Raw genomic sequence first — 24,365 nt, 5'->3', positions numbered from 1 at the left:
GCACGGAAGTCGGCGCGCCGTTTGCGGCGACTGAACCACAGTCACCCCCTTGCCGGGCAAGGGGGCTGGGAGGAATGCCTTCATCACGCTGCTTCCTTCAGTTGCGTTGCCGCGAGCTCTTTCAGGGCGCGGCGGTATTCATGCGGAAAGACCTTGACGAACTTGCCGCGCGCCTTGGCCCAGTCGGCCAGCAACGCCTTGGCGCGCTCGCTTCCGGTGAGGCGGGCATGCTGTTCGATCATGTGCTTGAGCTGCGCCTCGTCGGTCTGCTCGCGATGTCGCATGCCGTCGTCAGGCTGCTGCGCCTCGGGCAACACCGGGTCGAGCGCGACCATGGCCAGGTTGCAGCGCTGGGCGAACAGGCCATCTTCGTCATACACGTAGGCGATGCCGCCCGACATGCCGGCAGCGAAGTTGCGCCCGGTGAGACCGAGCACGGCCACCGTGCCGCCGGTCATGTATTCGCAGCCGTGATCGCCGGTGCCTTCGACCACCGCGGTGGCGCCTGAGTTGCGCACGGCGAAGCGCTCGCCGGCGACGCCGCGGAAATACACGTCGCCGGCGATGGCGCCGTAGAGCACCGTGTTGCCGACGATGATGTTCTCGCTTGGCGTACCGCGGAAAGCCTCGGGCGGGCGCACGACGATGCGGCCGCCGGAGAGGCCCTTGCCGACGTAGTCGTTGGCTTCGCCGGTCAGGTCGAGCGTGATGCCGCGCGCGAGGAAGGCGCCGAAGCTCTGCCCGGCGGTGCCGGTGAACTTGATCGTGATGGTGTTGTCGGGCAGGCCCTCGTGACCCTTGCGCTTGGCCACTTCGTGCGACAGCAGGGTGCCCACGGTGCGGTTCTGGTTCCGGATCGCGGATTCGATCACCAGCTTTTCGCCGCGTTCCAGCGCCGGCATGGCCTTGGCTATCAGGCCGTGGTCGAGCGCCCGTGACAGGCCGTGGTCCTGGACTTCTCTATGGCAACAGGCGACGCCGGGCACCGGCGGCTGCCGATAGAAAATCCGCGAGAAGTCGAGCCCCCTGGCCTTCCAGTGGTCGACGCCCTTCCTCATGTCGAGCAGGTCGGCGCGGCCGATCAGCTCGTCGAACTTGCGGATGCCGAGCTGCGCCATGTACTCGCGCACTTCCTCGGCGACGAAGAAGAAGTAATTGACGACATGCTCGGGCTGGCCGGAGAAGCGCGCGCGCAGCACCGGATCCTGCGTCGCGACGCCGACCGGGCAGGTGTTGAGGTGGCACTTGCGCATCATGATGCAGCCCTCGACCACCAGCGGCGCCGTGGCGAAACCGAACTCGTCGGCGCCGAGCAGGGCGCCGATCAGCACGTCGCGGCCGGTCTTCATCTGGCCGTCGGCCTGGACCCGCACGCGGCCGCGCAGGCGGTTCAGCACCAGGGTCTGCTGCGTCTCGGCCAGGCCCAGTTCCCAGGGCGTGCCGGCGTGCTTGATCGAGGAGATCGGCGAAGCGCCGGTGCCGCCGTCATGACCGGCGATCACCACGTGGTCGGCCTTGGCCTTGACCACGCCGGCAGCCACCGTGCCGACGCCGATTTCCGACACCAGCTTGACCGAGACGCTGGCCTGCGGATTGGAGTTCTTCAGGTCGTGGATCAACTGCGCCAGATCCTCGATCGAGTAGATGTCGTGGTGCGGCGGCGGCGAAATCAGCTGCACACCCGGCACCGAATGGCGCAGGAAGCCGATGTATTCGGAAACCTTGTGGCCGGGCAGTTGGCCGCCTTCGCCGGGCTTGGCGCCTTGCGCCATCTTGATCTGCAGTTGGTCGGCGTTGGCCAGGTATTCCGCGGTGACGCCGAAGCGGCCGGAAGCCACCTGCTTGATCGCCGAGCGCAGGCTGTCGCCGGCCTTGAGCGGAATGTCGCGCGCAATGCGGCTCTTGCCGATCACGCCGGCCAGCGTGGTGGCCGCGGTCACCGGCTTGTAGCGCATGCGGTCTTCGCCGCCCTCGCCGGTGTTCGACTTGCCGCCGATGCGGTTCATGGCGATCGCCAGCGTGGTGTGGGCTTCGGTCGAGATGCTGCCCAGCGACATGGCGCCGGTGGCGAAGCGCTTGACGATTTCCCTGGCCGGCTCGACCTGGTCGAGGGCAATCGGCGCCGCCGCGGGCCGGATCTCGAACAGGCCGCGCAGGGTCATGTGGCGCACGCCCTGATCGTTGATCAGCTTGGCATATTCCTTGTAGGTCTCGGTCTTGCCCGAGCGCGTCGCATGCTGCAGCTTGGCGATCACGTCCGGCGTCCACATGTGTTCTTCGCCGCGAACCCTGAATGCATATTCGCCGCCGCAGTCGAGCATGCTGGCGAGCACCGGGTTGGCGCTCCAGGCGTCGGCATGGGTGCGCAACGCCTCCTCGGCCACTTCCTTCAGGCCGATGCCTTCGACCTTGGTCGGCGTACCGGCGAAATAACGGTTGACCAAGTCGGAGGAGAGGCCGACTGCCTCGAAAATCTGCGCACCGCAGTAGGACTGGTAGGTCGAGATGCCCATTTTCGACATCACCTTCATCAGGCCCTTGTTGATGGCCTTGACGTAGTTTTTCTGCGCATCGTAGGCGGTGGCCTTGTTCGGCAGTTGGGCCGCGATGGCGGCGATGCTCTCGAAGGCGAGCCAGGGATGGATCGCCTGCGCGCCATAACCCGCCAGCGTGGCGAAGTGATGCACCTCGCGTGCCGCGCCGGTCTCGACCACCAGGCCGCAGGAGGTACGCAAGCCGATCTTCACCAGATGCTGATGCACGGCGGAACATGCCAGCAGCGCCGGGATCGGCGCGCGTTCATGGTCGACGCTGCGGTCGGAGAGGATCACCACGTTGTAGCCCGCGGTCACGGCTTGTTCGGCGCGGGTGCAGACCTGGTACAGCGAGCGGCCGAGGCCCGCCGAGCCCTCGGCAGTGGGTGTCGTGATGTCGACCACGATGGGGCGGAAAGTGCCCTTGGTCAGCGCGTCGATCTGCTTCAGCTTGGCCATGTCGGCCGGCGACAGCACGGGCTGATGCACTTCCAGGCGCGGCGTCGGCTCGGTCTCATCCACGCCCAGCAGGTTGGGGTTGGGGCTGACCAGGGAAATCAGCGACATGACGATCTCTTCGCGGATCGGATCGATCGGCGGATTCGTCACCTGGGCAAACAACTGCTTGAAGTAGTTGAACAGCGGCTTGGGCCGGTCCGACAGCACCGGCAGCGGGGTGTCGTTGCCCATCGCGCCCGTGGCTTCCTCGCCGAGGGTGGCCATCGGTTCGAGGATGAACTTGAAGTCCTCCTGCGTATAGCCGAAAGCCTGCTGCACCTTCAGCAACGGGCCCTTGAGGTTTTCCTGCAGCTTGACCGCGGGCAGGTCGTCGACGAAATAGCGCGAAGCCTCGATCCACTTGCGGTAAGGCTTGGCGGTGGACATGGTGCGCTTGAGTTCGGCGTCGTCGATGATGCGGCCCTGTTCGAGATCGATGAGGAACATCTTGCCGGGCTGCAGGCGCCACTTCTTGACGATGCGCTCCTGGGCGATCGGCAGCACGCCGATCTCGGAAGACATCACCACCAGGTCGTCGTCGGTGATCAGGTAGCGCGCGGGACGCAGGCCGTTGCGGTCGAGCGTGGCGCCGATCTGGCGGCCGTCGGTGAAGGCCACCGCGGCCGGGCCGTCCCAGGGCTCCATCAGCGCCATGTGGTATTCGTAGAAGGCGCGCCTTTCCTCGTCCATCAACGGATTGCCGGCCCAGGCTTCGGGAATCAGCATCATCATGGCGTGCGCCAGGCTGTAGCCGCCCATCACCAGCAGTTCCAGGGCATTGTCGAAGGAGGCGGAATCCGACTGGCCGTCATAAATCAGCGGCCAGACCTTTTCCAGATCCTCGCCCAGCACCGGCGACGAAATGCCGTGTTCGCGCGCGCGCATCCAATTGACATTGCCGCGTAGCGCATTGATCTCGCCGTTGTGGGCGATCATGCGGAAGGGATGGGCCAGGTCCCAGGTCGGAAAGGTATTGGTGGAAAAGCGCTGGTGCGCCAGGGCCATCGCGGAAACCGCGCGCCTGTCCTGCAGGTCGAGGTAATAGGTGCCGACCTGGTTGGCCAGCAGCATGCCTTTGTACACCACGGTGCGCGCCGACATCGACGGCACGTAGAACATCTTGCCGTCGGGCAGCTTGAGCGCCTGGATGGTGTGGCCGATCGCCTTGCGCAGGATGTAGAGCTTTCTTTCCAGCGCGTCGGTATCGTCGATGCCGGCTCCGGCGCCGATGAATACCTGGCGCACCACGGGCTCGATATCCTTGGCTGCCTGGGCCAGGCCGCTGTTGTCCACCGGGACATCGCGCCAGCCGAGCAGCACCTGCCCTTCGTAACGAATTGCGCGCTCGATCACCGCTTCGCAGGAACGCCGGCTGGCGTCGCCGCGCGGCAGGAACACCATGCCGACGCCATACTCGCCGACGGGCGGCAGCGTGACACCCTGCTGCGCCAGTTCCTCGCGGAAAAGGCCATCGGGAATCTGGATCAGAATGCCCGCGCCGTCACCCAGCAAGGGGTCGTAACCCGTTGCCCCGCGGTGTTCGAGGTTTTCCAGAATCAGCAGCCCCTGCTCGATGATGGAGTGGCTCTTCTGGTTCTTGATGTGCGCAACGAAACCGACGCCACAGGCGTCATGCTCATTGGCCGGGTCGTAGAGACCCTGGCGCTGGGGGAGGACCATCGTGTCTTTCCTCGGAAATGCGGCCGGCACACGCCGGAGGCGGTCGGCAAAAAAGCCGGGGTGATGCTTCTCCCCGGCCTTGTATGGTCCGCCTGACATGGCGAACGCGGTGCTAAATATACCGCCAAAAGCGGTTGAATTCAATACGCTGCAACGCAGCATGGAGACTTTGAAGTCCGCTTTGGAGTCCGTTTAGAGTTCTCCGACGGAGAACAGGCGGCGATGCTCCTTCATGGAGTAACGGTCGGTCATGCCGGCGATGTAGTCCGCCGTGGCGCGCACCACGCTCTCGGTGGCGGCCATTTGCTGGTATTGCGGCGGCAGCAGGCGCGGATCGGCGACAAAGGCACCGAACAGGTCGCGAATGATGCGGCGCGCCTTGGCGGTCATGCGCAGCACCTCGTAGTGCTGGTACAGGTGCTGGTGCAAAAAACCCTTCAAGGCGCGGTTCTCGGCCTGCATTGCCTCGGTGAAGGCAACCAGTGCCGGCGCCGCATGGGCATCCTCCAGGCTGCGCAGGGAGGCATCCGCTATCCGTCGCGCCGATTCGGCCAGCAGATCGGTGACCTGGGCGTCGATCATGCGCCGTATGGTTTCGTGCACCCTGCGGCGCGGCGATATCTGCGGGAATTCGGCATCCGCTTCGGCGGCATGGCGGGCGAACAGGCTCAGCTGTTCGAGCTGTTCCAGGGTCAGCAGTCCGGAGCGCAAGCCATCGTCTACATCATGGTTGTTGTAGGCGATCTCGTCGGCCAGGTTGCAGATCTGCGCCTCCAGCGAGGGTCTGTGCCCTTCGAGGAAGCGCCGGCCGAGTTCGCCGAGGTCGCGCGCGCGCGCCGGCGAGCAGTGCTTGAGGATACCCTCGCGGGTCTCGAACATCAGGTTGAGGCCGTCAAAGGCGCCGTAGCGCTCTTCGAGGCGATCGACGATACGCAGGCTCTGCAGGTTGTGCTCGAATCCGCCGTGCGCCTGCATGCATTCGTTGAGCGCGTCCTGCCCGGCGTGGCCGAAGGGGGTGTGGCCGAGGTCGTGGGCCAGCGCGATGGCTTCGGTCAGGTCGTCGTTGAGGTGCAGGGCGCGCGCGATCGAACGCGCGATCTGGGCGACTTCGATGCTGTGCGTCAGACGGGTGCGGAACAGATCGCCTTCATGATTGACGAAGACCTGGGTCTTGTATTCGAGGCGCCGAAAGGCCGTGGAATGCACGATACGGTCGCGGTCGCGCTGAAACTCGCTGCGCACCTTGGGCCGCGGTTCGGGGACGACGCGGCCGCGGCTGTTGCCGTCGTCTACCGCGTAGGGCGCCAGATCACTCACCACAACAGGCCGCGATGGCCGCGACGATCTTCTCCTGCGGCACGTCGGCCGAAGTCACCGCGGCGCCCAACGCCTTGAGCAGGATCAGGCGCAGGCTGCCGGCAATGACCTTCTTGTCATGGGACATCAGTTCGAGATAGCGCGCCGCCCCCAGATCCGGCGCCGTGACCGGCAAACCGGCGCGCACCAGCAGCGTGCGGATGCGCTCGACGTCGGCATGCGAGAGCCAGCCCAGGCGCCGCGAAAGTTCAGCGGCCATGAGGGTGCCGGCGGCGACGGCCTCCCCATGCAGCCACACGCCGTAACCCATGCCGGTCTCGATCGCATGGCCGAAGGTATGGCCCAGGTTCAGCAACGCGCGGCCGCCGTCCTTGGCCGTCTCGAATTCGTCGGCCGCGACCACCTCGGCCTTGTTGGCGCAGGAACATTCGATGGCATGCGCCAGCAGTTCGCCATCGCGCGCCATCAGGCCGTCCATGTTGGCCTCCAGCCATTCGAGAAAGGGCAGGTCGCGGATCAGGCCATACTTGATGACTTCCGCCATGCCGGCCGACAGTTCGCGGTCGGGCAGGGTTCGCAGCGTATCGGTATCGGCCAGCACCAGCTTCGGCTGCCAGAAGGCGCCGACCATGTTCTTGCCGCGCGGATGGTTGATGCCGGTCTTGCCGCCGACCGAGGAATCGACCTGGGACAACAGCGTCGTCGGGATCTGGATGAAGGGCACGCCACGCTGATAGGTCGCGGCGGCAAAACCCGCCAGATCGCCGATGACGCCACCGCCGAGAGCGACCACCGTGGTGCTGCGGTCGCAACGCGCGACCAGCAGCGCGTCGTAGATCAGGTTGAGCGACTCCCAGGTCTTGTGGGCTTCGCCATCGGGCAGGATGATCGGCGTAATGCCAACGCCAACTTTCTCGAGCCCCCTGGCGAGGAAATCCAGGTACAGCGGAGCCACCGTGGTATTACTGACCAGCGCGATGCGCGGTGTACGCAGATGCGCCAGGATTTCGTCGCCACGCGAAAGCAGCCCGCCGCCGATCAGGATCGGATAGCTGCGCTCGGCCAGGGCGACGTTCAGGCGGCGCATCGCTGCTGCAACTCCCGTTCGACCTGCTTGACCAGATGGTTGATGCTGCCGCCCAGACTGTTGATCACCAGATCCGCCACTTCGCGATAGAGGGGGTCGCGCTGGGCGAACAATTCCTCGATTTTCTTCATCGGGTCGGCGACCTGCAACAGCGGCCGATTCGGATCGAGCCGGGTCCGCTCGAAGAGCAGCGCCGGTGCGGCGTGTAGGTAGACCACCATGCCGCCGCGCTTCAGGGCCGCGCGATTCTCCGGGCGCAGCACGGCGCCGCCGCCGGTGGCGACGATCAGATTCGACTCTTCGGCGAGTTCGGCGATCACCTTCGATTCCCGGTCACGAAAACCCTGCTCGCCTTCGATGTCAAAAATCAGCGGAATCCGCACGCCGGTGCGCGCCTCGATCTCGTGATCGGCATCGATGAAGGAACGATGCATGCGTCTGGCCAACTGGCGCCCGACGGTGGTCTTTCCGGCGCCCGGCATGCCTACCAGGTAGATATTGTTTTTCGCACTCACGAGCGGATTGTAGCAGCGCAAAAGGCCGGGGCCGGCGTGGCCGGCCCCGCTCAGACAAGGATGGGACGGACTATCTCTGCGTCAGGGCGTCGCTGATGATGCGCGGCGTGATGAAGACCAGCAGTTCGCTGCGTGACTGGTTCTTTTGCGTGGTCTTGAACAGGAAGCCGACGTAAGGCAGATCGCCGAGGAAGGGAACGCGCTCCTGGGTCTGGATCTCGGATTCCCGCGCAAAACCGCCGATCACCACGGTGCCGCCGTTTTCCACAATCACGCTGGTGGTGATGGTGTTGGTGTCCAGGCTGCCGGTCGTCGCGTTGGTGATGGTGCTCTTGGCAATGTTCAGCTCAAGGCTGATGCGGTTGTCGGGATTGACCGAAGGCGTCACGCCGAGGGTGAGAGGCGCCGAGAAGGTCTGGTAGATCGGCAGGCCGGTGGTCGCGTTAACCCCGGTGAGAATGGTCACCTGCTGGGTGCTGTTGATCGTCGCCGCCTTGCGGTTCAGCGTGACGAGCCTCGGCGCGGAGACCGTCTTGTTGCGCGTATCGGTCTCGGCGGCCTGCAACTCGAGGGCAAGCAATTTGGTCCCGGCATTGTTGAACAGCATCAGGCCGATGTTCGCCGCCGCTGCGAGCGCGTAGCTGGGCTGGAACACGTTGGTGCTCGTCCGTGCCAGCGCCGGTACGGACGGCGTGCCGAAAGAGTCGACGTTGGTGAATCCCGCGGTCGTTCCCAATACCGCCCGGGTCGTGTTGGTGCCGGGCACCTGATAGCCACCATTGCTCAAGGCCGACGCATCGGCCAGCCGCAAGCGCACACCCAGCGAGTTGGTAAAGCCGGTGGATGCCTCGACAATGCGGGCTTCGATCAGCACCTGCTTGGGCGGAACATCGACCGTGCGGATGATTTCGCGGATCGCTTCGACCACGGTGGCCGTGTCGCGGACGAAAACCTGATTGGTGGCGTCGTGAATCGAAATGCCGCCGCGGGCGGTGAGCATGCCCCGCTGCGTGCTTCCGGCGGCAGCGGCACCAGCAGCGGGTGCCGCCGCGGCCGGCGCAGCGCCGCCGGCGGGAGCCGCCCCTGCGGGCGCGGCGCCTGGAGCTGCCGCGGGAGCAAAACTGGTATTCACCAGCGCGACGATGTCGGCGGCCTTGACATAGTTCAGCTTGAAGGTCTCCGCCACCAGCGGCGCAATGTCGTTCGCCCGCGTCAATTCATCGGCGGTATCCTGGTCGCGCTTTTGCAGAACCGCCCGATCGCCGAACAGCACCACGTCATTGCGCACCCGCATGCCGGCATTGACCTGGGCCATGATGATTTCCAGTGCCTGGTCGTAGGGAATGTTGTCCAGGTTGGCGGTGACGGTCCTGCCGTTCAAGGAGGGATCGATCAGTACGTTCTTGCCCGAAATGTCGGCCAGGGTACGCAAGACCATGGAGGCGTCGGCACCGAAGAAGTTGATGGATACCTTCTGCCCCTGTTGACCGGTCTGGACCAGCTTGTTGGCCTCATCCGCCGGGATCGGCTTGACTTCGATGATCAGTTGGTTATTGGCCAGGTGCGCCTGATGGAACCAGCGGCCGCGTGCGGCGATGTCGAGGCGCGTCAGATTGCCTATCGCGCGCGAGGTGATCGTCGTCACCGGCGTCGCGAAGTCATTGACGTCGCGGCGATTTTGCAAACGCTCGGGGAGTTCGACGTCGCGCAATTCGACCGTGATCCCAGTACCTACCCGGCGGATGTCGATCGGCACCGTGCCATCGGTCAGATCCACCGTGATCGAGGCCTGGCCGTCTTCGCCGCGACGGAAATTGATGTCGCGGATCGCCGCCGTGTCAGCAGCCTGATCCGCCTTCGCGGCGGCTGCCGTCGACGATGCCGGCTGATAGACGCTCGGCGCCGCCTCCTGGCTGGCCTGCACGCTCTGCGCCTGCAGTTTGATGAACAGCGCGTCGCCGACGATCTCGGTCGAGAACTTGGTCGGACGATAGAGATTCAGCACCAGTCGCGTGAGCTTTTCCGTCTGGACGAGATTCAGGCTGCGCAGATCACCCTCGGCCACTTGCTGCGTGGATTGCCCCGACTGATTGTCGGTGTCGGGAAAGTCGATCACCACGCGCGGCGGTTCGACCACGCTCCAGTTTCCGGGCAAGGCCTTCAGCGGAGCGGCCATCTGCACTTTGAGCAGGACTTGATCGCCGTCGCGCCTGACCTGAATCTGCTTGATCGAGTTTTCGGCAGCGAACGAAGTGCCCGACCAGCCAACACAGAAGCCCAGCAGGGCTAGTGCGGCAACGTGAAATTTGTTCATCAACGTCCTCCTTCTTTCGGCACCATAAGCACTTTTTCAAGTGCTACCCAGGCGCCGTTCGCGTCCTTGACGGATTCGAGCACCGTGACGCTATCTCTGGTAATCGCCGTGATCTTGCCGAAATTGCGGCCCATGTATTCGCCCACCCGGACATGCTTTGGCTTGTTCGGCGGGGGAGTCTGGATCAGGGCGTAAGGCACGGCCCCGGCCATGATTACGCCGACCACCTTGAGGTCTTCCAGCGGAAATATTTCCAGCGGTTGTTGCGGGCGACTGCGATCCGGCGCGGTCTTGTCGGCAGCCGCCTCCAGGGTCACGATCTTGCCCGGAGAAAAGGGCGGCGTGAGCGTCTCCGTTTCATAGGCGACCACCGGGAAGGCGGTTATTTCCGGCAGGGCAGTCACCTTGCCCTTCATGCCCTTGGCCTCCTCGCGCATCCACTCCCGCAGATCCTGATGTTCCTCGGCCGCACAACCCAGCAGCAGCAATGGCAACAGCAAAAGTAGACCGGAAGGCTTCATTTCTTGCCTCCCTTGGCCGCTTTCTTCTGATTGGCAATCTCCGCATCATCAAGGTAGCGGAAGGTCTTCGCCGTGGTTCTCATCGCCAGGGTCGCATTGGGGTTCGCGGTCAAACTGATGTCGTTCAGGGTCACGATGCGGGGCAGCTTGGCGATATCTCCGGTAAATGCGCCGATGTCGTGGTAGGTACCGGTGAGATTGAGGGTGATCGGCACCTCGGCATAGAACTCCCTGGGCGCCTCGCCACCCGGCCTGAAGAGTTCGACGGCCAGGCCGCGACCCTGGGCGGCCTTGTTGATATCGACCAGCATGTCGCCCATTTCGGCCCGGTTCGGCAGTTGCTTGAGCAAAGCGCCGAATGAACGGTCGATTTCGGCCAACTGGCGACGGTACTCGTCCAGGTTCACGGCCTGCTTTTTCTTTTTCAGCCAGGCTTCCTTGTGCGTGGCTTCCTGCTGTTTCTGTGCCTCGAGTTCCTCCAGCTGGACGCTCCAGCCGAGCGCGCCAAAGCCCCAGGCGGTAGCCAGCAAGCCGGCAAACAGGCTGAGCAGGATCACTATGCGCGGCGCCAGAGGCCACAAGCCCGGATCCTTGGGATCCAGGGTCTTGAAATCCATGGCCAGCTGCTGGAAATCGATCAGCGGGGCCTTGGGTGCAGCCGGCTCGACCTTGACAGTCTGCTTTTCGGCCAGACGTTCGGCAGCCGACTTGCGCTTGAACAGCGAGGACAGGGAAGCAGGCAGGGCAGGCAGCTTCATCACTTTTTCCCCGGCGCAGCTGCGGTCTGGCGCGAAATCACGGTTGTAATGCTGAACGCATTGAGACGTCGATTGGCGACGACCTCGGCTTTGGTTTCGACCAGTGTCGCTTGCTCGAGCAGGGGCGACTCTTCGAGGTTGTTCATCAGTGTGGTGATCCGCGCGTTGGATTGCGCGTAGCCCGCAATCGCCAGTTTCGGCCCGGTTTGCGTCAGCGTGCGCAGGTAGATGCCTTCCGGCACCTGCTTGGCCAACTCGTTGAACAGGTGCACGGTTTCAGTGCGATTGGCCTGCAATGCCTCGATTACGCGCTTGCGGGCCAGCAATGCGTTGGTTTGTTCCTGGATTTTGTTGATTTCGCTGATTTCCTTGTCCAGCGAGGCGATTTCGCGCTTGAGAAATTCGTTCTTCTCGCCTTGTACGGCAATCTCCCGGTTGATCAGCGAAAAGCCGAGAAACCAGATCAGGGCCGCCAGTATCGATACCAAGCCGAGCAGAACATAAAACTGCTGGCGCCGCGCCTTGCGCTTCTCCTCGCGATGAGGAAGGAGATTGATCCGGATCATTGATCGAACTTCCTCAGGGCCAGCCCGCAAGCCACCATCAGCGAGGGCGCGTCGGCGGCCAGCTGTTTGGCTCGAATGCGCGGCGCAATGGCCATGCCGGCGAACGGATCGGCCAGAATGGTGTTGACATTGGTGCGCTGGCCGACGATTTCGGCGACGCCCGGAATCAGCGCCGAGCCACCGGCAAGAATGATGTGATGCACTTCATTGTGCGGCGTCGAGGTGAAAAAGAATTGCAGTGCGCGAGCGACTTCCTGCGCCATGTTTTCAATGAACGGATGCAGGATTTCCGCTTCGTAGTTGTCGGGCGGCGTGCCGGAACGCTTCAGATTTTCGGCTTCGTCGGGTCCCATGCCGTAGGCGCGCATGATCTCGTCGGTCAGTTGCGAACCGCCGAAGGCCTGTTCGCGCGCATAGAGCTGCTGGTCATCCTTCATGACGGTGATCTTCATCGCCGAGGCGCCCACGTCTACCAGGGCCACGATCTGGTCGGCGCCTTCGCGCGGCAGTTGCTTGGTCACCAATTCGTAGGCCGCCTGGGTCGCATAGGCTTCGACATCCATCACCACCGGCTTCAGCTCAGCCACTTCGGCCGCAGCGACGCGGTCTTCGACCTTCTCCTTGCGCGAGGCGGCCAGCAGCACTTCGACGTCATCGGGACTGCCCGGTGCCGGACCAATCACCTGAAAGTCGAGATTGACCTCCTCCAGCGCAAACGGAATGTATTGATTGGCTTCCGACTCGACCTGGACCTCCATCTCCTGTTCGCGCAGATTCGCCGGCAGCGTGATCTTCTTGGTGATGACGGCGGCCGTCGGCAAGGCCATGGCGATGAAGCGCGTCGAGGTACCGAGTCGTTTCCAGCAGCGCTGCAGGGTTTCCGCCACGGCATCGAGCGACGCCAGATTGCCATCCACCACGGCATCTTTCGGCAGAGGTTCGATCGCGTAGCGCTCGACCCGCGGCTGTCCCTTGCCGGCATCGACCAGTTCAACCATCTTGACCGCGGTTGAACTGATGTCCACGCCGATCAGCGGACGCAGCTTCGGGTTAAAGATCGACTTGAGCGCCGAGACATCGATCTGCAAAGGATTTTTCCTTTAAAAATATTGCGTTACGAGCTATACAGATAATTTACTTCAGATGCTAGCAGCAACTATATCGACTGTAAAGCAAAATTATCACAGTTGATTGCTCGCAACGTGTCTCCAGCGCCACAGCTATAATCCAACGCGCCGCCATCACTCCGTCCCTTCGTGCCCATTTCCGCCCTGTCCGCACCCGCCCGCTGGATACTGTATTCCCTGCTCCTGATTGGCGGCGCCGTGTTGAGTGCCGCCGCTCTTGCCGGCATCGTGCTGATTCTCGCCTATCCACAACTTCCGTCGGTGGAAGTGCTGACCGACTATCAGCCGAAGATTCCATTGCGGGTTTACTCCAGCGACGGCCACTTGATCGGCGAGTTCGGCGAAGAGCGGCGCGACTTTGTCCATATCAAGGACGTTCCGGCGGTAATGATACAAGCCATTCTTGCCGCCGAAGACGAGCGCTTTTACCAGCATCCCGGGATCGACACGCTGGGCGTGCTGCGTGCTGCGTATTCGAATTTCGTCGGCGGCGGCAAGCGCCAGGGCGCATCGACCATCACCATGCAGGTAGCGCGCAATTTTTTCCTTTCCAGCGAAAAAACCCTGACACGCAAGCTTTACGAAATGTTACTGGCTTTCAAAATTGAGCACAATCTGGGCAAGGACCAGATTCTTGAGATCTACCTCAACCAGATCTATCTCGGACAGCGGGCCTACGGCTTCTCGGCCGCGGCGCAGATCTATTTCGGCAAGGCGCTGAAGGATGTCACGGTCGCCGAGGCGGCCATGCTCGCCGGTTTGCCCAAGGCGCCTTCGGCCTACAATCCGGTGGCCAATCCAAAGCGGGCGCAGTTGCGCCAGCGCTATGTCCTGCGCCGCATGCACGAGCTCAACTTTATCGACGACGCGCAGCTGGCGGCGGCGCCGGCGGAAACCCTGCACATCAAGCGCGACGTCAACGACTTCGGCGTGCGCGCCCAGTATGTCGCCGAGATGGCGCGCCAGATTGCGGCCGAGCGTTTTCCGGACGATGTCTACAGCCGCGGCCTGCGCGTCATCACCACCATCGACCGCGGCGAACAGCAGGCCGCCTACCAGGCGGTGCGGCGCGGGGTCATGGACTACGACCGCCGCCACGGCTATCGAGGCGCCGAAGCCTATGTCGTGCTGAAAGACGTCAGCCCGGAAAATGATGAAGAACTGGAAGAACTCCTGACGGATTATGACGACAGCGACGACCTGCTGCCGGCCATCGTGCTCGAGGCCACGCCCAAGCTGGTGCGCGCCTACTTGCGTGGCGGCGAGGTACTGAGCATCGGCGGCGACGGCCTCAAGTTCGCCGCCCGCATGCTGGACGACAAGGCGACGCCGAACAAGCGGCTGCGACGCGGGGCGGTGATTCGCGTGCAGAAATCCGACAAGAGCTGGCAAATCGTCCAGCTGCCCGAGGTCGAGGCAGCTTTCGTCGCCGCCAGCCCGATCGACGGCGCGATCCGGGCTCTGATCGGCGGTTTCGATTTCAATCGCAGCAAGTTCAACCACGTCACCCAGGCCTGGCGTCAGCCCGGCTCCAGTTTCAAACCCTTCATCTACTCCGCCGGCCTGGAAAAGGGCTACACGCCAGCCTCCGTGATCCCCGACGAACCGGTCTCCATCTCCGCCGAAGAGACCGGCTCCCAGGCCTGGGAGCCGAAGAACTATGACGGCAAATACGACGGGCCGATGACCCTGCGCACTGCCCTGGCGAAGTCCAAGAACATGGTTTCGATTCGTCTGCTGCGCGCCATCGGCACCCATTACGCCCAGGATTACGTGACGCGTTTCGGCTTCGATGCCGACAAACATCCGCCCTACCTCACACTGGCGCTGGGCGCCGGATCCGTGACACCCTGGCAACAGCTTGCCGCCTATTCGGTCTTCGCCAATGGCGGCTACCGCATCGAGCCTTACATCGTGCGCCAGATTCTCGATGACAAGGGCGCCGTGCTGGCTGCCATACAGCCCGCCCTGGCGGGTGACGAATCATTGCGCGCCATCGATGCGCGCAACGCCTGGCTGATGGACAGCATGATGCACGATGTGGTGCGGCGCGGCACTGCCACGCGCGCCGCGGCAGTGCTGAAGCGCGGCGACCTGGCCGGCAAGACCGGCACCACCAACGACTATATCGATGCCTGGTTCTGCGGCTACCAACCCACCGTGGTCGGCATCGCCTGGATCGGATTCGACCAGCCGCGGCGCATGGGTAACGGCGAAACCGGCAGCGCGGCGGCACTGCCGATCTGGATCGGCTTCATGGAGAAGGCCTTGAAGGGCGTGCCCGAAAGCTGGCAGGAAGCGCCGGCAGGCCTCGTCTCGATCAAGGCGGAGGATCCCTCCGGCAAGACCAACAGCGAGCTCATCTACAAGGAGTATCTGCCACCCCCGCCGGCAGACGAGGTGGAGCCGCCGAAGCAGGAACTCAATCAGGCCCCGGCGCCGGTCAGGGATGCGAAGCCGAAACTCATCGAAAGGCCGGCCGCCGAAAAGTCCGCCACGGCAGTGCCCGCAGAAAAGAAGAACTAGAGCGCAATCCTGACGCCGGACTGCTCCGACAGGGTCCGCGACAAGGCCGCCAGCAACTCCTCGCCATCGCGCGTGCCGACCCACTTGCCGCCCTCGGGTCGGAAATGATAGCCGCCCGATTTCGCCGCCAGCCAGATTTCCCGCGCAGCGCCATGACGATTGACGATGATCTTGGTGCCATTTTCGCACTCGATCTCGATGATGCCGCCGGGCTTGGTTTCGAAATCGAAATCGGCGACACCGCTCGTCGAAGCCACCTCCAGTGCCGCCTCGATGCGCGCCAACTCCGCATCGGCCGCTGCCATGAATTCTCTTTCATCCATCGCGTGTTACCATCCTTCGCCTGTCGAGACACACCTATTTGCCATGCGCCTGACTCCTTCATTCGCCGCCGCCCTGCTTGGCCTTGCGGTCCTCTCCGCCTGCGGCACCAAAACCCCGCTTACACTGCCGCAACCGACCCCGCAGGCAAGCACCACTGCGGTGCCGCCTGCGCCTGATCATAACAATAAAGCCGTCGAGTCGCGACCATGAGCCTGACCGCGATGGGCAGGGATGGCCTGCAGGTCGAGGCCGTCCCGCTGAGCGTGCTGGCCGCGCGTTTCGGCACGCCGTGCTACGTCTATTCCCGCGCCGCGCTGACGGCCGCCTATGCCGCCTACCGGGATGCGCTGCAAGCAAACGGCCTGCTCGACCGGGCGCTGATCTGCTATGCGGTCAAGGCCAATTCCAATCTGGCCATCCTGAATCTGTTCGCCCGCCTCGGCGCCGGCTTCGACATCGTCTCCGGCGGCGAACTGGCCCGCGTATTGGCCGCCGGCGGCAGTGCGGACAAGATCGTATTCTCCGGCGTCGGCAAGTCGCACGCCGAAATGCGCGCGGCGCTGGAGGCCGGCATCCATTGCTTCAACGTCGAATCGGCCAGCGAGCTTGACCGGCTCAGCGAGGTCGCGGGCAGCGTCGGCCGCCGCGCGCCGGTATCGCTGCGCGTGAATCCCGACGTCGACGCGAAAACCCATCCCTACATTTCGACCGGCCTCAAAACGGCCAAGTTCGGCGTCGCCTTCGGTGAAGCCTTCGATCTCTATCGCCGCGCCGCGAGCCTGCCGCATATCGCGGTGAAGGGCATCGACTGCCACATCGGCTCGCAACTGCTCGACCCGGCGCCGGCGGCGGAAGCCGCGGACAAGGTGCTGGCACTGGTCGACCGCCTCGCCGCGGCAGGCATCGCCCTCGAACACATCGACCTTGGCGGCGGCCTGGGCATCCAGTACCAAGCCGACGAGCCAGCACCCGCGGCAGCCGACTATCTGGCACCGATGCTGGCGAAGCTCGCCGGGCGCCGCGAGAAACTGATATTCGAACCGGGCCGCTCGCTGGTCGGCAATGCCGGATTGCTGCTGACCCGCGTCGAGGTGCTGAAGCATGGCGAGGAGAAACACTTTGCCGTGGTCGACGCGGCGATGAACGACCTGATGCGTCCGGCCCTCTATGACGCCTGGCACGAGATCGTAAGAGTTGGCGCTGACACTACGGCAAGCGGCGCGAAGATGCCGGACGCCATGACTTACGAAATCGTCGGCCCGGTCTGCGAATCGGGCGACTTTCTCGGCCACGACCGCCTGCTGGCCTTGCGCGAAGGTGACCTGCTCGCCATCCTCTCGGCCGGCGCCTACGGCATGGCCATGGCCTCGAATTACAACAGCCGGCCGCGCGCCGCCGAGGTCATGGTCGACGGCGAGGCCATGCAGTTGATCCGCCGCCGCGAGGACGTCGCGGAACTGTTCGCGCTGGAATCGGTCTTGGCCTGATGCGCAACGCCCTCCTCGCCTGCCTGGCTCTCGCCCTACTGAGCGCCTGTGGCCAGAAAGCCGAGCAGAAGAAGGCGGTGCCGCCACCCTCGTTGATCACGGTCACCCAGGCCACCAAGGGCGACTTCGAAGTCGTGCTGGAAACCCTGGGCAGCCTCGAAGTGCTGGCCGATCCGAAAGTCGGTGCCGAGGTCGCCGGGCGGGTCACGCAGGTGCTGGCGCGCAGCGGCAAGGCGGTCAAGGCCGGCGACCTGCTGGCGGTGATCGATGCCGGCGATGTCGCACTGCAGAACAGGGCCGACGAAGCCGAAGCGCGCCGCGTCGAGGCCCTGGCGAAGCAGCAGGAGAAACTCGCCGAGCGGCAACAGATGCTGATGGACAAGGGCTTTCTGTCGAAGAATGCCGGCGAGGACGTTGCCGCCCAGCGCGCCGCGCTCTCCGCCCAGTTCGACGCGGCGCGGGCGCGCGCCGACAACAGCCGCCGCTCGGTCGGCAAGACCCGTGTGATTTCACCGATAGACGGCGTCGTCGAGGTGCAGATCGTCTCTCCCGGCGATTACGTCAAAGTCGGCGACCCGCTGTTCAATCTCGTCGCGCCGAAAAAACTTCGCGCGCATCTGCCCTTCGCCGAAAGCTTCGGTCCGCGGCTGCAACAGGGCCAGGAAGTCCGTCTGGTTTCGCCGCTGGCGCCGGGCAAGGTGTTCGCCAGCCGCATCAAGGACATCCGCCCCGGCGTCGTCGAAGGCAGCCGCACCCTCGACGTGCTGGTCGACGTCGACAACGACGGCAGCCTGCGCGGCGGCGGCACCGTCAATGCCGCGGTGATCGTCTCGGCCAAGGCCGAAGCGCTGACGGTGCCCGAACAGAGCGTCGTGCTGCGCCCCGCCGGCAAGGTCGTGTATGTCATCGCCGAGGCGGACGGACAGAAGAAGGCGCAGCAGAAGCCGGTCAAGGTCGGCGCCAAGCGCGGCGGCCGCATCGAGATTCTCGAAGGCCTGGCCGGCGGCGAAACCATCGCGCTCGATGGTGCCGGCTTCCTCACCAACGGCGCAGCGGTCGCCATCAAGGAAGCCGCCAAGCCGGCCGCCGCCCTCACCCCCAACCCCTCTCCCGCGACGGGAGAGGGGAGCGTCGTGAGTCGCTGACGCGACTTTTGTTGCAGTGACCCTGCCCGAGCTTTCCGTCAAGCGCCACGTCCTGGCGTGGATGGCGAACGCCGTGCTGGTGTTGTTCGGGGTGATCGCCTTCACCCGCATCGGCATGGACCGGCTGCCCTACATCGAGTTTCCGGTGGTTTCGATCACCACCACGCTGAAGGGCGCCAACCCCGACATCGTCGATTCCAGCGTCACCAACCTGGTCGAAAGCGCGGTCAATAGCGTACCCGGCATCGAGCACATCCAGTCCACGTCCTCGCCCGGCGTCTCGGTGGTGAACATCACCTTCGGCCTGGAAAAGAATGTCGACGTCGCCTTCACCGAGGTGCAGTCCAAGGTCAACCAGGCGCAGCGCCGGCTGCCCCGGGACGTCGATCCGCCGATCGTGGCCAAGGTGGAGACCAATGCCTCGCCGATCTTCTGGATGGCGGTGCAGGGCGACCGCACCCAGCAGCAGCTGAACCAGTACGCGCTCAACGTCATCAAGAAGAAACTGGAAACCATCAACGGCGTCGGCGAAGTGCGCCTCGGCGGCCGCCGCGACCGCACCATCCGCGTCAATCTGCTGCCCGACCGCATGAGCGCGCTGGGCGTCTCGGCGCAGGACATCAGCGATGCCTTCGCCCGCGAGCATGTGCAACTGGCCGGTGGCTTCATCGTCGGCGAAACCACCGAACACCTGGTCAAGCTCGATCTCGAATTCCACACCCTGGATGCGCTGGGCGGCCTGGTGGTCGGCTACCGCGGCACGCCACCGAATGCCGCGCCGATCCGCCTCACCGACATCGCCGAGCTGGAAGACGGCCTCACCGACAACCGCCAACTGGCGCGCTTCAACGGCGAGACGACGATCGGCATGGGCGTGGTCAAGGTGACCAACGCCAACACCGTCGCCATCGTCGAGCGCATCCGCGAAAAACTCGAAAAGGAAATCGAGCCGCAACTGCCGCCGGGCATGAAGATCAGCATCGTCTCCAACGATGCGGTGTTCATCCTCGAAATCGTCAATTCGCTCAAGCAGCACCTGATCGAAGGCACGCTGCTGGCATCCTTGGTGGTCTGGTTCTTCCTGCGCTCGGTGCGTTCGACGCTGATCGTCGCGCTGGCGATCCCGGTGTCGCTGATGGGTGCCATCGCGGTGATCTACTTCTTCGGCTACACGCTGAACTCGCTGACCATGCTGGCGCTGCTGCTCTTGATCGGCGTCGTGGTGGACGATGCCATCGTGGTGCTGGAGAACGTCTTCCGCCATCGCGAGGAGATCGACCCCGACCCGGTGGCCGCCGCGGTCAACGGCAGCAAGGAAGTGGTGTTCGCGGTGATCGCGGCAACGCTGTCGCTGGTCTCCATCTTCGCCCCGGTGATTTTCCTCTCCGGCATCATCGGCCAGTTCTTCCGCTCCTTTGCCGTGGTCGTCACCTTCGGCGTGCTGGTCTCGCTGTTCGTTTCGCTGACCCTGACGCCGATGCTCTGCTCGCGCTACCTCAAGGTCGAGAAACAGCATGGCCGCATCTACCATCTGTTCGACCGCGTGCTGGGCGGCCTCGACCGTCTCTACATCCGCCTGCTCGACCGTGCCCTGCGTCAACGCTGGCACGTCGTGGCGCTGACCGTCGCAGTGGTCGGCTCCTCGGCCTTCTTTTTCATGAACGTCGGCAAGACCTTCACCCCGGACGAGGACGAAGGCCGCTTCCGCATTTCGCTGCGCACGCCGCTGGGGTCCAGCATCGACTACACCGACAGCAAGCTGCGCGAAGTCGAAGCCGTGCTCAATCGCTACCCGGAGATCCGCACCGAGTTCGCCCTGATCGGTCTGGGCAGCGCCGGCCAGGTGAACCAGGGCACCGTGGTGGTGCGCATGGCGCCGCGCGAGGAACGCACGCGCAGTCAACATGAAGTCATCGCCGCGGTGCGTCGCGATCTGGCTGCGATTCCCGGCGCGCGCGCCTTTGCCGCGCCCTTCGCGGTGGTCGGCGGCCAGCGCGGCGAGCCATTGCAGTTCGTCCTCGCCGGCGACAACATCAACGAAATCGGCCGCCTCTCGCGTGAACTGCAGCAGAAGCTGGCCACCGTGCCCGGCATCGGCCGCACCGATTCCGACATCCAGCTCGACCTGCCGCAGCTGGTGTTCATCCCCGACCGCCTGCGTATCGCCGCCGCCAACCTGTCCTCCAGCGACGTCGCCCTCGCGGTGAACATGCTGACCGGTGGCATCGACATCGCCAAATTCAACGACGAGCCCGGCGACGGCCAGCGCTATGACATTCGCGTCAAGGCCAAACCCGGCGAATTCACCCAGCCAGCCGACCTGTCGAAAATTTTCCTGCGCAGCCGCGACGGCAAGATGGTGCGCCTCGATTCCGTGGCCCGCTTCGAAGAACGACTGGGGCCGGCCGTAGTCGGCCGCTTCGACCTGCAATACGCCGCCACGTTCTATGCCACGCCGTCGATGCCGCTGGGCGAAGCCGTCGAGGCGGTGCGCCGCACAGCGCAGGAAATGCTGCCGGCCGGCTATCAGGTGCGCTTCATCGGCCAGGCCGAGGAATTCGGCAAGACCATGAAGTACATGGTATTCACCTTCGCCCTCGCGCTGGTGCTGCTCTACATGGTGCTCGCCAGCCAGTTCAACTCCTTCCTGCAGCCGGCCATCGTGATGTTGGCGCAGCCGCTGGCCGTGGTCGGCGGCATCGCCGCGCTGTGGGCCACCGGACACACTTTGAACATCTATTCCATGATCGGCCTGACGCTGCTGATCGGCCTCGTCGCCAAGAACTCCATCCTGCTGGTCGACCTCGCCAACCAGCGCCGCGATGCCGGCATGGCGGTCGATGCCGCGTTGCGCAATGCCTGCCCGATCCGCATGCGGCCGGTGCTGATGACCTCGGCTACCGTGATCCTGGCGCTGGCCCCGGCCGCGCTGGGTCTCGGCGCCGGCGCCGAGACCCAGCAGCCGCTGGCGATCGCCGTGATCGGCGGCATGATCTCCTCGACGCTGCTGACGCTGGTGGTGGTGCCGGCCGTCTATTCGCTGCTGGAAAGCCGGCGCGAACGCCGCGCCTGAAGCCCTCGGCGCCGTGGCGCCAGCGCCAACTCTCGGCCACCGGCAGGGTGGGTCCGCAATACCCTGGCGAGCTTCGCGGGAAGAGTGCATCATGCTCGCCTGACGCTCCGGGCCGACCCGGAATCGTCGCGCAAGGAGACCGGGCATGACCAACAGGATCACCGTAGCGGCGGCCGACGTGCAGGTCGGCGATCACATCTACAACGGCCCCGGCGCCAGCGCCCACCCGACCTTTGCCTGGGAGACCGTGACCCGCATCAACATGGCCGACGGCCTGGTGGTGCTGATTACCGGCAGCCTCGAGCTTCCCCACGGCGAGTTCTGGTTCGAGCCGGAGGAAGCCGTGGTCGTGATGCGCTACCCCCAGCCGGAGCCAAAACAAGCCGTCGCCACAGCCCAGCGCAAGCACGGCCACTGACATTCAGCATCGCGGCTTCGTCACCCGCAAGCCCGCGCCCCAATCTGGCGTAAGCACGGCGGGCCTGCGCCCCGTCATGGTGCGCGCGGCTTCGTCCGCCGCCCTCCATCCCCCGCACGGCGCGCCGAATACGACAATTAGTAACGCCGAATCATGCCCTTGTGATAGATGGCACGGAGTCTGCACTGCACCGGATGAACCTTCTTTCCGGAGACCATCATGTCACTGCACGATCCCTTCGATTCAACCCGTGCCATCGCACGCTGCAACTGCGGCCATCACGGCAGTCAGGCCGAACACGACGCCTCGTTGCAGGAAACGGAAGCGCTGAACCAGCGCGTGCTGCAAACCACCGTGATGCGCGCGCTGTTCCCCGAGGATGGCGAGCGCCGCAAGTTCCTCTCGGCTGTCGGCGCCTCGACCGCCTGGGCCGCGATTTCCTCGCTGATCCCCTTCGGCACGCTGGAAGCCATGGCGCAGGAAAAGGGCAGCCTGGAGAAGAAAGACCTCAAGATCGGCTTCATCCCGATCACCTGCGCCAGTCCGCTGATCATGGCCGACCCGCTGGGCTTCTACAAGAAGCAGGGACTCAACGTCAGCGTGGTCAAGACCGCCGGCTGGGCGCTGATCCGCGACAAGGTGCAGAACCGCGAATACGACGCCTCGCACATGCTGGCGCCGATGCCGCTGGCGATGTCGATGGGCATCGGCTCCAATCCGATGCCGATCAACGTCGCAACGATCCAGAACACCAACGGCCAGGCCATCACGCTGCACGTCAAGCACAAGGACAAGCGCGATCCGAAGATGTGGAAGGGCTTCAAGTTCGCCGTGCCTTTCGAATACTCGATGCACAACTTCCTGCTGCGCTACTACGTCGCCGAACACGGCCTCGATCCGGACAAGGACATCCAGATCCGCGTCGTGCCGCCGCCCGAAATGGTGGCCAACCTGCGCGCCGGCAACCTCGACGGCTACCTCGGCCCCGACCCCTTCAACCAGCGCGCGGTGTATGACGAAGTCGGCTTCCTGCACATCCTTTCCAAGGAGCTGTGGGACGGCCACCCCTGCTGTTCCTTCGGCGTGCCGGCGGCCTTCATCAAGGAAAATCCGAACACCTTCGCCGCCCTGTATCGCGCCATCCTGACCGCCGCCGCGATGGCGCGCGATCCGAAGAACCGGCCGCTGATGGCCGAAGTGCTGTCGCCCGCCAACTACCTGAACCAGCCGAAGACCGTTCTCGAACAGGTGCTGACCGGCAAGTTCGCCGACGGCCTGGGCAATGTCAAAAACGTTCCCGACCGCGCCGACTTCGATCCCTTCCCCTGGTACTCGATGGCGGTCTGGATCCTGAGCCAGATGAAACGCTGGGGCTACGTCAAGGGCGAGGTGCGCTACAAGGACATCGCCGAGAAGGTGTACCTGCTGACCGACGCCCGGAAGCGCATGGCCGAGATCGGCATGGCGGTGCCGAAGGCGGACTACCAGAAGTTCAAGGTGATGGGCAAGGAGTTCGACTTCAACAAGCCCGACGCCTATATCAATAGCTTCGCCATCAAGCGCAGCTGAGAAATATCTCATGACTTCGATGAACCACCCCACATCATGAAATACCTCGACGTCGCAATGTCTCAAGCTGGCAAATTGGCCCGCCCCTCCCATCCTCCCCTCGCGGGGAGGCTACTAATCGGCTCGCTGCGCTCGAACCTGACACAGCGTGCTTGGCAACGTACTTCACGGTAACGACGATGCGCTCCCTCAACCTCAAGGCCGGCTTCATCTCGGTGCTGCTGTTCCTGATTTTCATCGGCGCCTGGCACATGGCCACGCTGCCGAAGGAATCGGCCGGGGCGACCGGCGCCGATGCGGAGTACGCGGCACTGATGGGCAAGGGCGCGGAGAAATCGGGCGGCTTCCCGCCGCCGCTGGAAGTCGGCAAGGCCTTCGTCAAATACCTGTCGGACCCGTTCTACGACCGCGGGCCCAACGACAAGGGCATTGCCATCCAGCTCGGCCATTCGCTGGCGCGGGTCGCCCTGGGATTTTTTCTGGCGGTGCTGGTTGCGGTACCGCTGGGCTTCACCATCGGCATGTCGCCGCTGCTGTACCGGGCCTTCGATCCCTTCATCCAGGTGTTGAAGCCGATCTCGCCGCTGGCCTGGATGCCGCTGGCGTTGTACACGCTGAAGGACTCCAATGTCTCCGGCATCTTCGTCATATTCATCTGCTCGATCTGGCCGATGCTGCTCAACACCGCCTTCGGCGTCGCCTCGGTGCGGCGCGACTGGATCAACGTGGCGCGCACGCTGGAAGTCAATCCGCTGCGCAAGGCCTTCCTGGTGATCCTGCCCGCCGCGGCGCCGACCATCCTCACCGGCATGCGCATTTCGATGGGCATTGCCTGGCTGGTGATCGTTGCCGCCGAGATGCTGGTCGGCGGCACCGGCATCGGCTACTTCGTCTGGAACGAGTGGA

The 24,365-nt window shown here is 64.2% G+C and carries 18 protein-coding genes; 8 read left to right on the top strand and 10 right to left on the bottom strand.

Translation table 11 applies throughout. The annotated features are described in order from the left end of the window. Positions 1 to 83 precede the first annotated feature (83 nt). The 9 genes from gltB to RMO95_RS20870 form a co-directional block, all read right to left on the bottom strand. Positions 84 to 4,712: a glutamate synthase large subunit gene (gltB, locus tag RMO95_RS20910; RefSeq protein ID WP_310452618.1), complete on the bottom strand. Its 4,629-nt coding sequence runs from the start codon at positions 4,710 to 4,712 to the stop codon at positions 84 to 86. Positions 4,713 to 4,904: 192 nt separating this feature from the next. Then, a complete protein-coding gene (locus RMO95_RS20905) occupies positions 4,905 to 6,029 on the bottom strand; it encodes a deoxyguanosinetriphosphate triphosphohydrolase (RefSeq protein ID WP_310452617.1) in 1,125 nt (374 codons plus the stop codon). Then, positions 6,022 to 7,116 (bottom strand): 3-dehydroquinate synthase, encoded by a 1,095-nt coding sequence (aroB, locus tag RMO95_RS20900; RefSeq protein ID WP_310452616.1) that lies wholly within the window; start codon positions 7,114 to 7,116, stop codon positions 6,022 to 6,024. Before aroB ends, RMO95_RS20905 begins: the two co-directional genes overlap by 8 nt. Beyond that, complete coding sequence (locus RMO95_RS20895; RefSeq protein WP_310452615.1) at positions 7,104 to 7,631, bottom strand: shikimate kinase; 528 nt, start codon at positions 7,629 to 7,631, stop codon at positions 7,104 to 7,106. The genes aroB and RMO95_RS20895 overlap by 13 nt, the downstream gene beginning before the upstream one ends. A gap of 70 nt (positions 7,632 to 7,701) precedes the next feature. Next, positions 7,702 to 9,945 (bottom strand): type IV pilus secretin PilQ, encoded by a 2,244-nt coding sequence (gene pilQ, locus RMO95_RS20890; RefSeq protein ID WP_310452614.1) that lies wholly within the window; start codon positions 9,943 to 9,945, stop codon positions 7,702 to 7,704. Then, entirely contained in the window at positions 9,945 to 10,433 is a 489-nt protein-coding gene (locus tag RMO95_RS20885) for a pilus assembly protein PilP (RefSeq protein WP_310452613.1), read from the bottom strand. Before RMO95_RS20885 ends, pilQ begins: the two co-directional genes overlap by 1 nt. 29 nt (positions 10,434 to 10,462) lie before the next feature. Further along, a complete protein-coding gene (locus RMO95_RS20880; RefSeq protein ID WP_310452612.1) occupies positions 10,463 to 11,224 on the bottom strand; it encodes a type 4a pilus biogenesis protein PilO in 762 nt (253 codons plus the stop codon). Next, positions 11,224 to 11,790 (bottom strand): PilN domain-containing protein, encoded by a 567-nt coding sequence (locus tag RMO95_RS20875; RefSeq protein WP_310452611.1) that lies wholly within the window; start codon positions 11,788 to 11,790, stop codon positions 11,224 to 11,226. The genes RMO95_RS20880 and RMO95_RS20875 overlap by 1 nt, the downstream gene beginning before the upstream one ends. Then, complete coding sequence (locus RMO95_RS20870; RefSeq protein WP_310452610.1) at positions 11,787 to 12,878, bottom strand: pilus assembly protein PilM; 1,092 nt, start codon at positions 12,876 to 12,878, stop codon at positions 11,787 to 11,789. The genes RMO95_RS20875 and RMO95_RS20870 overlap by 4 nt, the downstream gene beginning before the upstream one ends. A 183-nt stretch (positions 12,879 to 13,061) precedes the next feature. Here RMO95_RS20870 and RMO95_RS20865 point away from each other — a divergent pair, with 183 nt between their 5' ends. Further along, complete coding sequence (locus RMO95_RS20865; RefSeq protein ID WP_409574981.1) at positions 13,062 to 15,443, top strand: penicillin-binding protein 1A; 2,382 nt, start codon at positions 13,062 to 13,064, stop codon at positions 15,441 to 15,443. Here RMO95_RS20865 and cyaY read toward each other — a convergent pair. Beyond that, a complete protein-coding gene (gene cyaY / locus RMO95_RS20860; RefSeq protein ID WP_310452608.1) occupies positions 15,440 to 15,766 on the bottom strand; it encodes an iron donor protein CyaY in 327 nt (108 codons plus the stop codon). The genes RMO95_RS20865 and cyaY overlap by 4 nt on opposite strands. Between cyaY and lptM the strand changes: the two genes are divergently transcribed. The 7 genes from lptM to RMO95_RS20830 form a co-directional block, all read left to right on the top strand. Then, on the top strand, positions 15,717 to 15,977 hold the full coding sequence (lptM, locus tag RMO95_RS23150) for an LPS translocon maturation chaperone LptM (protein WP_409574980.1): 261 nt from the start codon (positions 15,717 to 15,719) through the stop codon (positions 15,975 to 15,977). The two genes, cyaY and lptM, sit on opposite strands and share 50 nt — an antisense overlap. After that, the gene (gene lysA, locus RMO95_RS20855; protein ID WP_310452607.1) at positions 15,974 to 17,254 is read left to right on the top strand and encodes a diaminopimelate decarboxylase; all 1,281 of its coding nucleotides are present in this window, start codon (positions 15,974 to 15,976) and stop codon (positions 17,252 to 17,254) included. The genes lptM and lysA overlap by 4 nt, the downstream gene beginning before the upstream one ends. Further along, positions 17,254 to 18,399, top strand: a complete 1,146-nt coding sequence (locus tag RMO95_RS20850) for an efflux RND transporter periplasmic adaptor subunit (RefSeq protein WP_310452606.1) — start codon at positions 17,254 to 17,256, stop codon at positions 18,397 to 18,399. The genes lysA and RMO95_RS20850 overlap by 1 nt, the downstream gene beginning before the upstream one ends. A 16-nt stretch (positions 18,400 to 18,415) precedes the next feature. After that, positions 18,416 to 21,472 (top strand): efflux RND transporter permease subunit, encoded by a 3,057-nt coding sequence (locus RMO95_RS20845; RefSeq protein WP_310452605.1) that lies wholly within the window; start codon positions 18,416 to 18,418, stop codon positions 21,470 to 21,472. 145 nt (positions 21,473 to 21,617) lie between these two features. Further along, the gene (locus RMO95_RS20840) at positions 21,618 to 21,890 is read left to right on the top strand and encodes a hypothetical protein (protein WP_310452604.1); all 273 of its coding nucleotides are present in this window, start codon (positions 21,618 to 21,620) and stop codon (positions 21,888 to 21,890) included. 219 nt (positions 21,891 to 22,109) lie between these two features. Then, the gene (locus RMO95_RS20835) at positions 22,110 to 23,459 is read left to right on the top strand and encodes a CmpA/NrtA family ABC transporter substrate-binding protein (protein ID WP_310452603.1); all 1,350 of its coding nucleotides are present in this window, start codon (positions 22,110 to 22,112) and stop codon (positions 23,457 to 23,459) included. A gap of 179 nt (positions 23,460 to 23,638) precedes the next feature. Beyond that, a partial coding sequence (locus RMO95_RS20830; protein ID WP_310452602.1) for an ABC transporter permease occupies positions 23,639 to 24,365 on the top strand: 727 nt, incomplete at its 3' end.

Origin of the sequence: Sulfuritalea sp. (genome assembly GCF_031426875.1) — a bacterium.
Lineage (GTDB): Bacteria > Pseudomonadota > Gammaproteobacteria > Burkholderiales > Rhodocyclaceae > Sulfuritalea.
The sequence above is the reverse complement of the archived record's forward strand: the minus strand, read 5'-3'. Positions and strand labels throughout refer to the sequence as shown.

Bases quoted from the DNA above. Each gene is read 5' to 3' on its own strand.
- gltB (WP_310452618.1), bottom strand. From the start codon at position 4,712: ATGGTCCTCCCCCAGCGCCAGGGTCTCTACGACCCGGCCAATGAGCAT.
- aroB (WP_310452616.1), bottom strand. From the start codon at position 7,116: ATGCGCCGCCTGAACGTCGCCCTGGCCGAGCGCAGCTATCCGATCCTG.
- pilQ (WP_310452614.1), bottom strand. From the start codon at position 9,945: ATGAACAAATTTCACGTTGCCGCACTAGCCCTGCTGGGCTTCTGTGTT.
- RMO95_RS20880 (WP_310452612.1), bottom strand. From the start codon at position 11,224: ATGAAGCTGCCTGCCCTGCCTGCTTCCCTGTCCTCGCTGTTCAAGCGC.
- RMO95_RS20875 (WP_310452611.1), bottom strand. From the start codon at position 11,790: ATGATCCGGATCAATCTCCTTCCTCATCGCGAGGAGAAGCGCAAGGCG.
- lptM (WP_409574980.1), top strand. From the start codon at position 15,717: ATGCGCGCCAACTCCGCATCGGCCGCTGCCATGAATTCTCTTTCATCC.
- cyaY (WP_310452608.1), bottom strand. From the start codon at position 15,766: ATGGATGAAAGAGAATTCATGGCAGCGGCCGATGCGGAGTTGGCGCGC.
- lysA (WP_310452607.1), top strand. From the start codon at position 15,974: ATGAGCCTGACCGCGATGGGCAGGGATGGCCTGCAGGTCGAGGCCGTC.
- RMO95_RS20850 (WP_310452606.1), top strand. From the start codon at position 17,254: ATGCGCAACGCCCTCCTCGCCTGCCTGGCTCTCGCCCTACTGAGCGCC.
- RMO95_RS20840 (WP_310452604.1), top strand. From the start codon at position 21,618: ATGACCAACAGGATCACCGTAGCGGCGGCCGACGTGCAGGTCGGCGAT.
- RMO95_RS20835 (WP_310452603.1), top strand. From the start codon at position 22,110: ATGTCACTGCACGATCCCTTCGATTCAACCCGTGCCATCGCACGCTGC.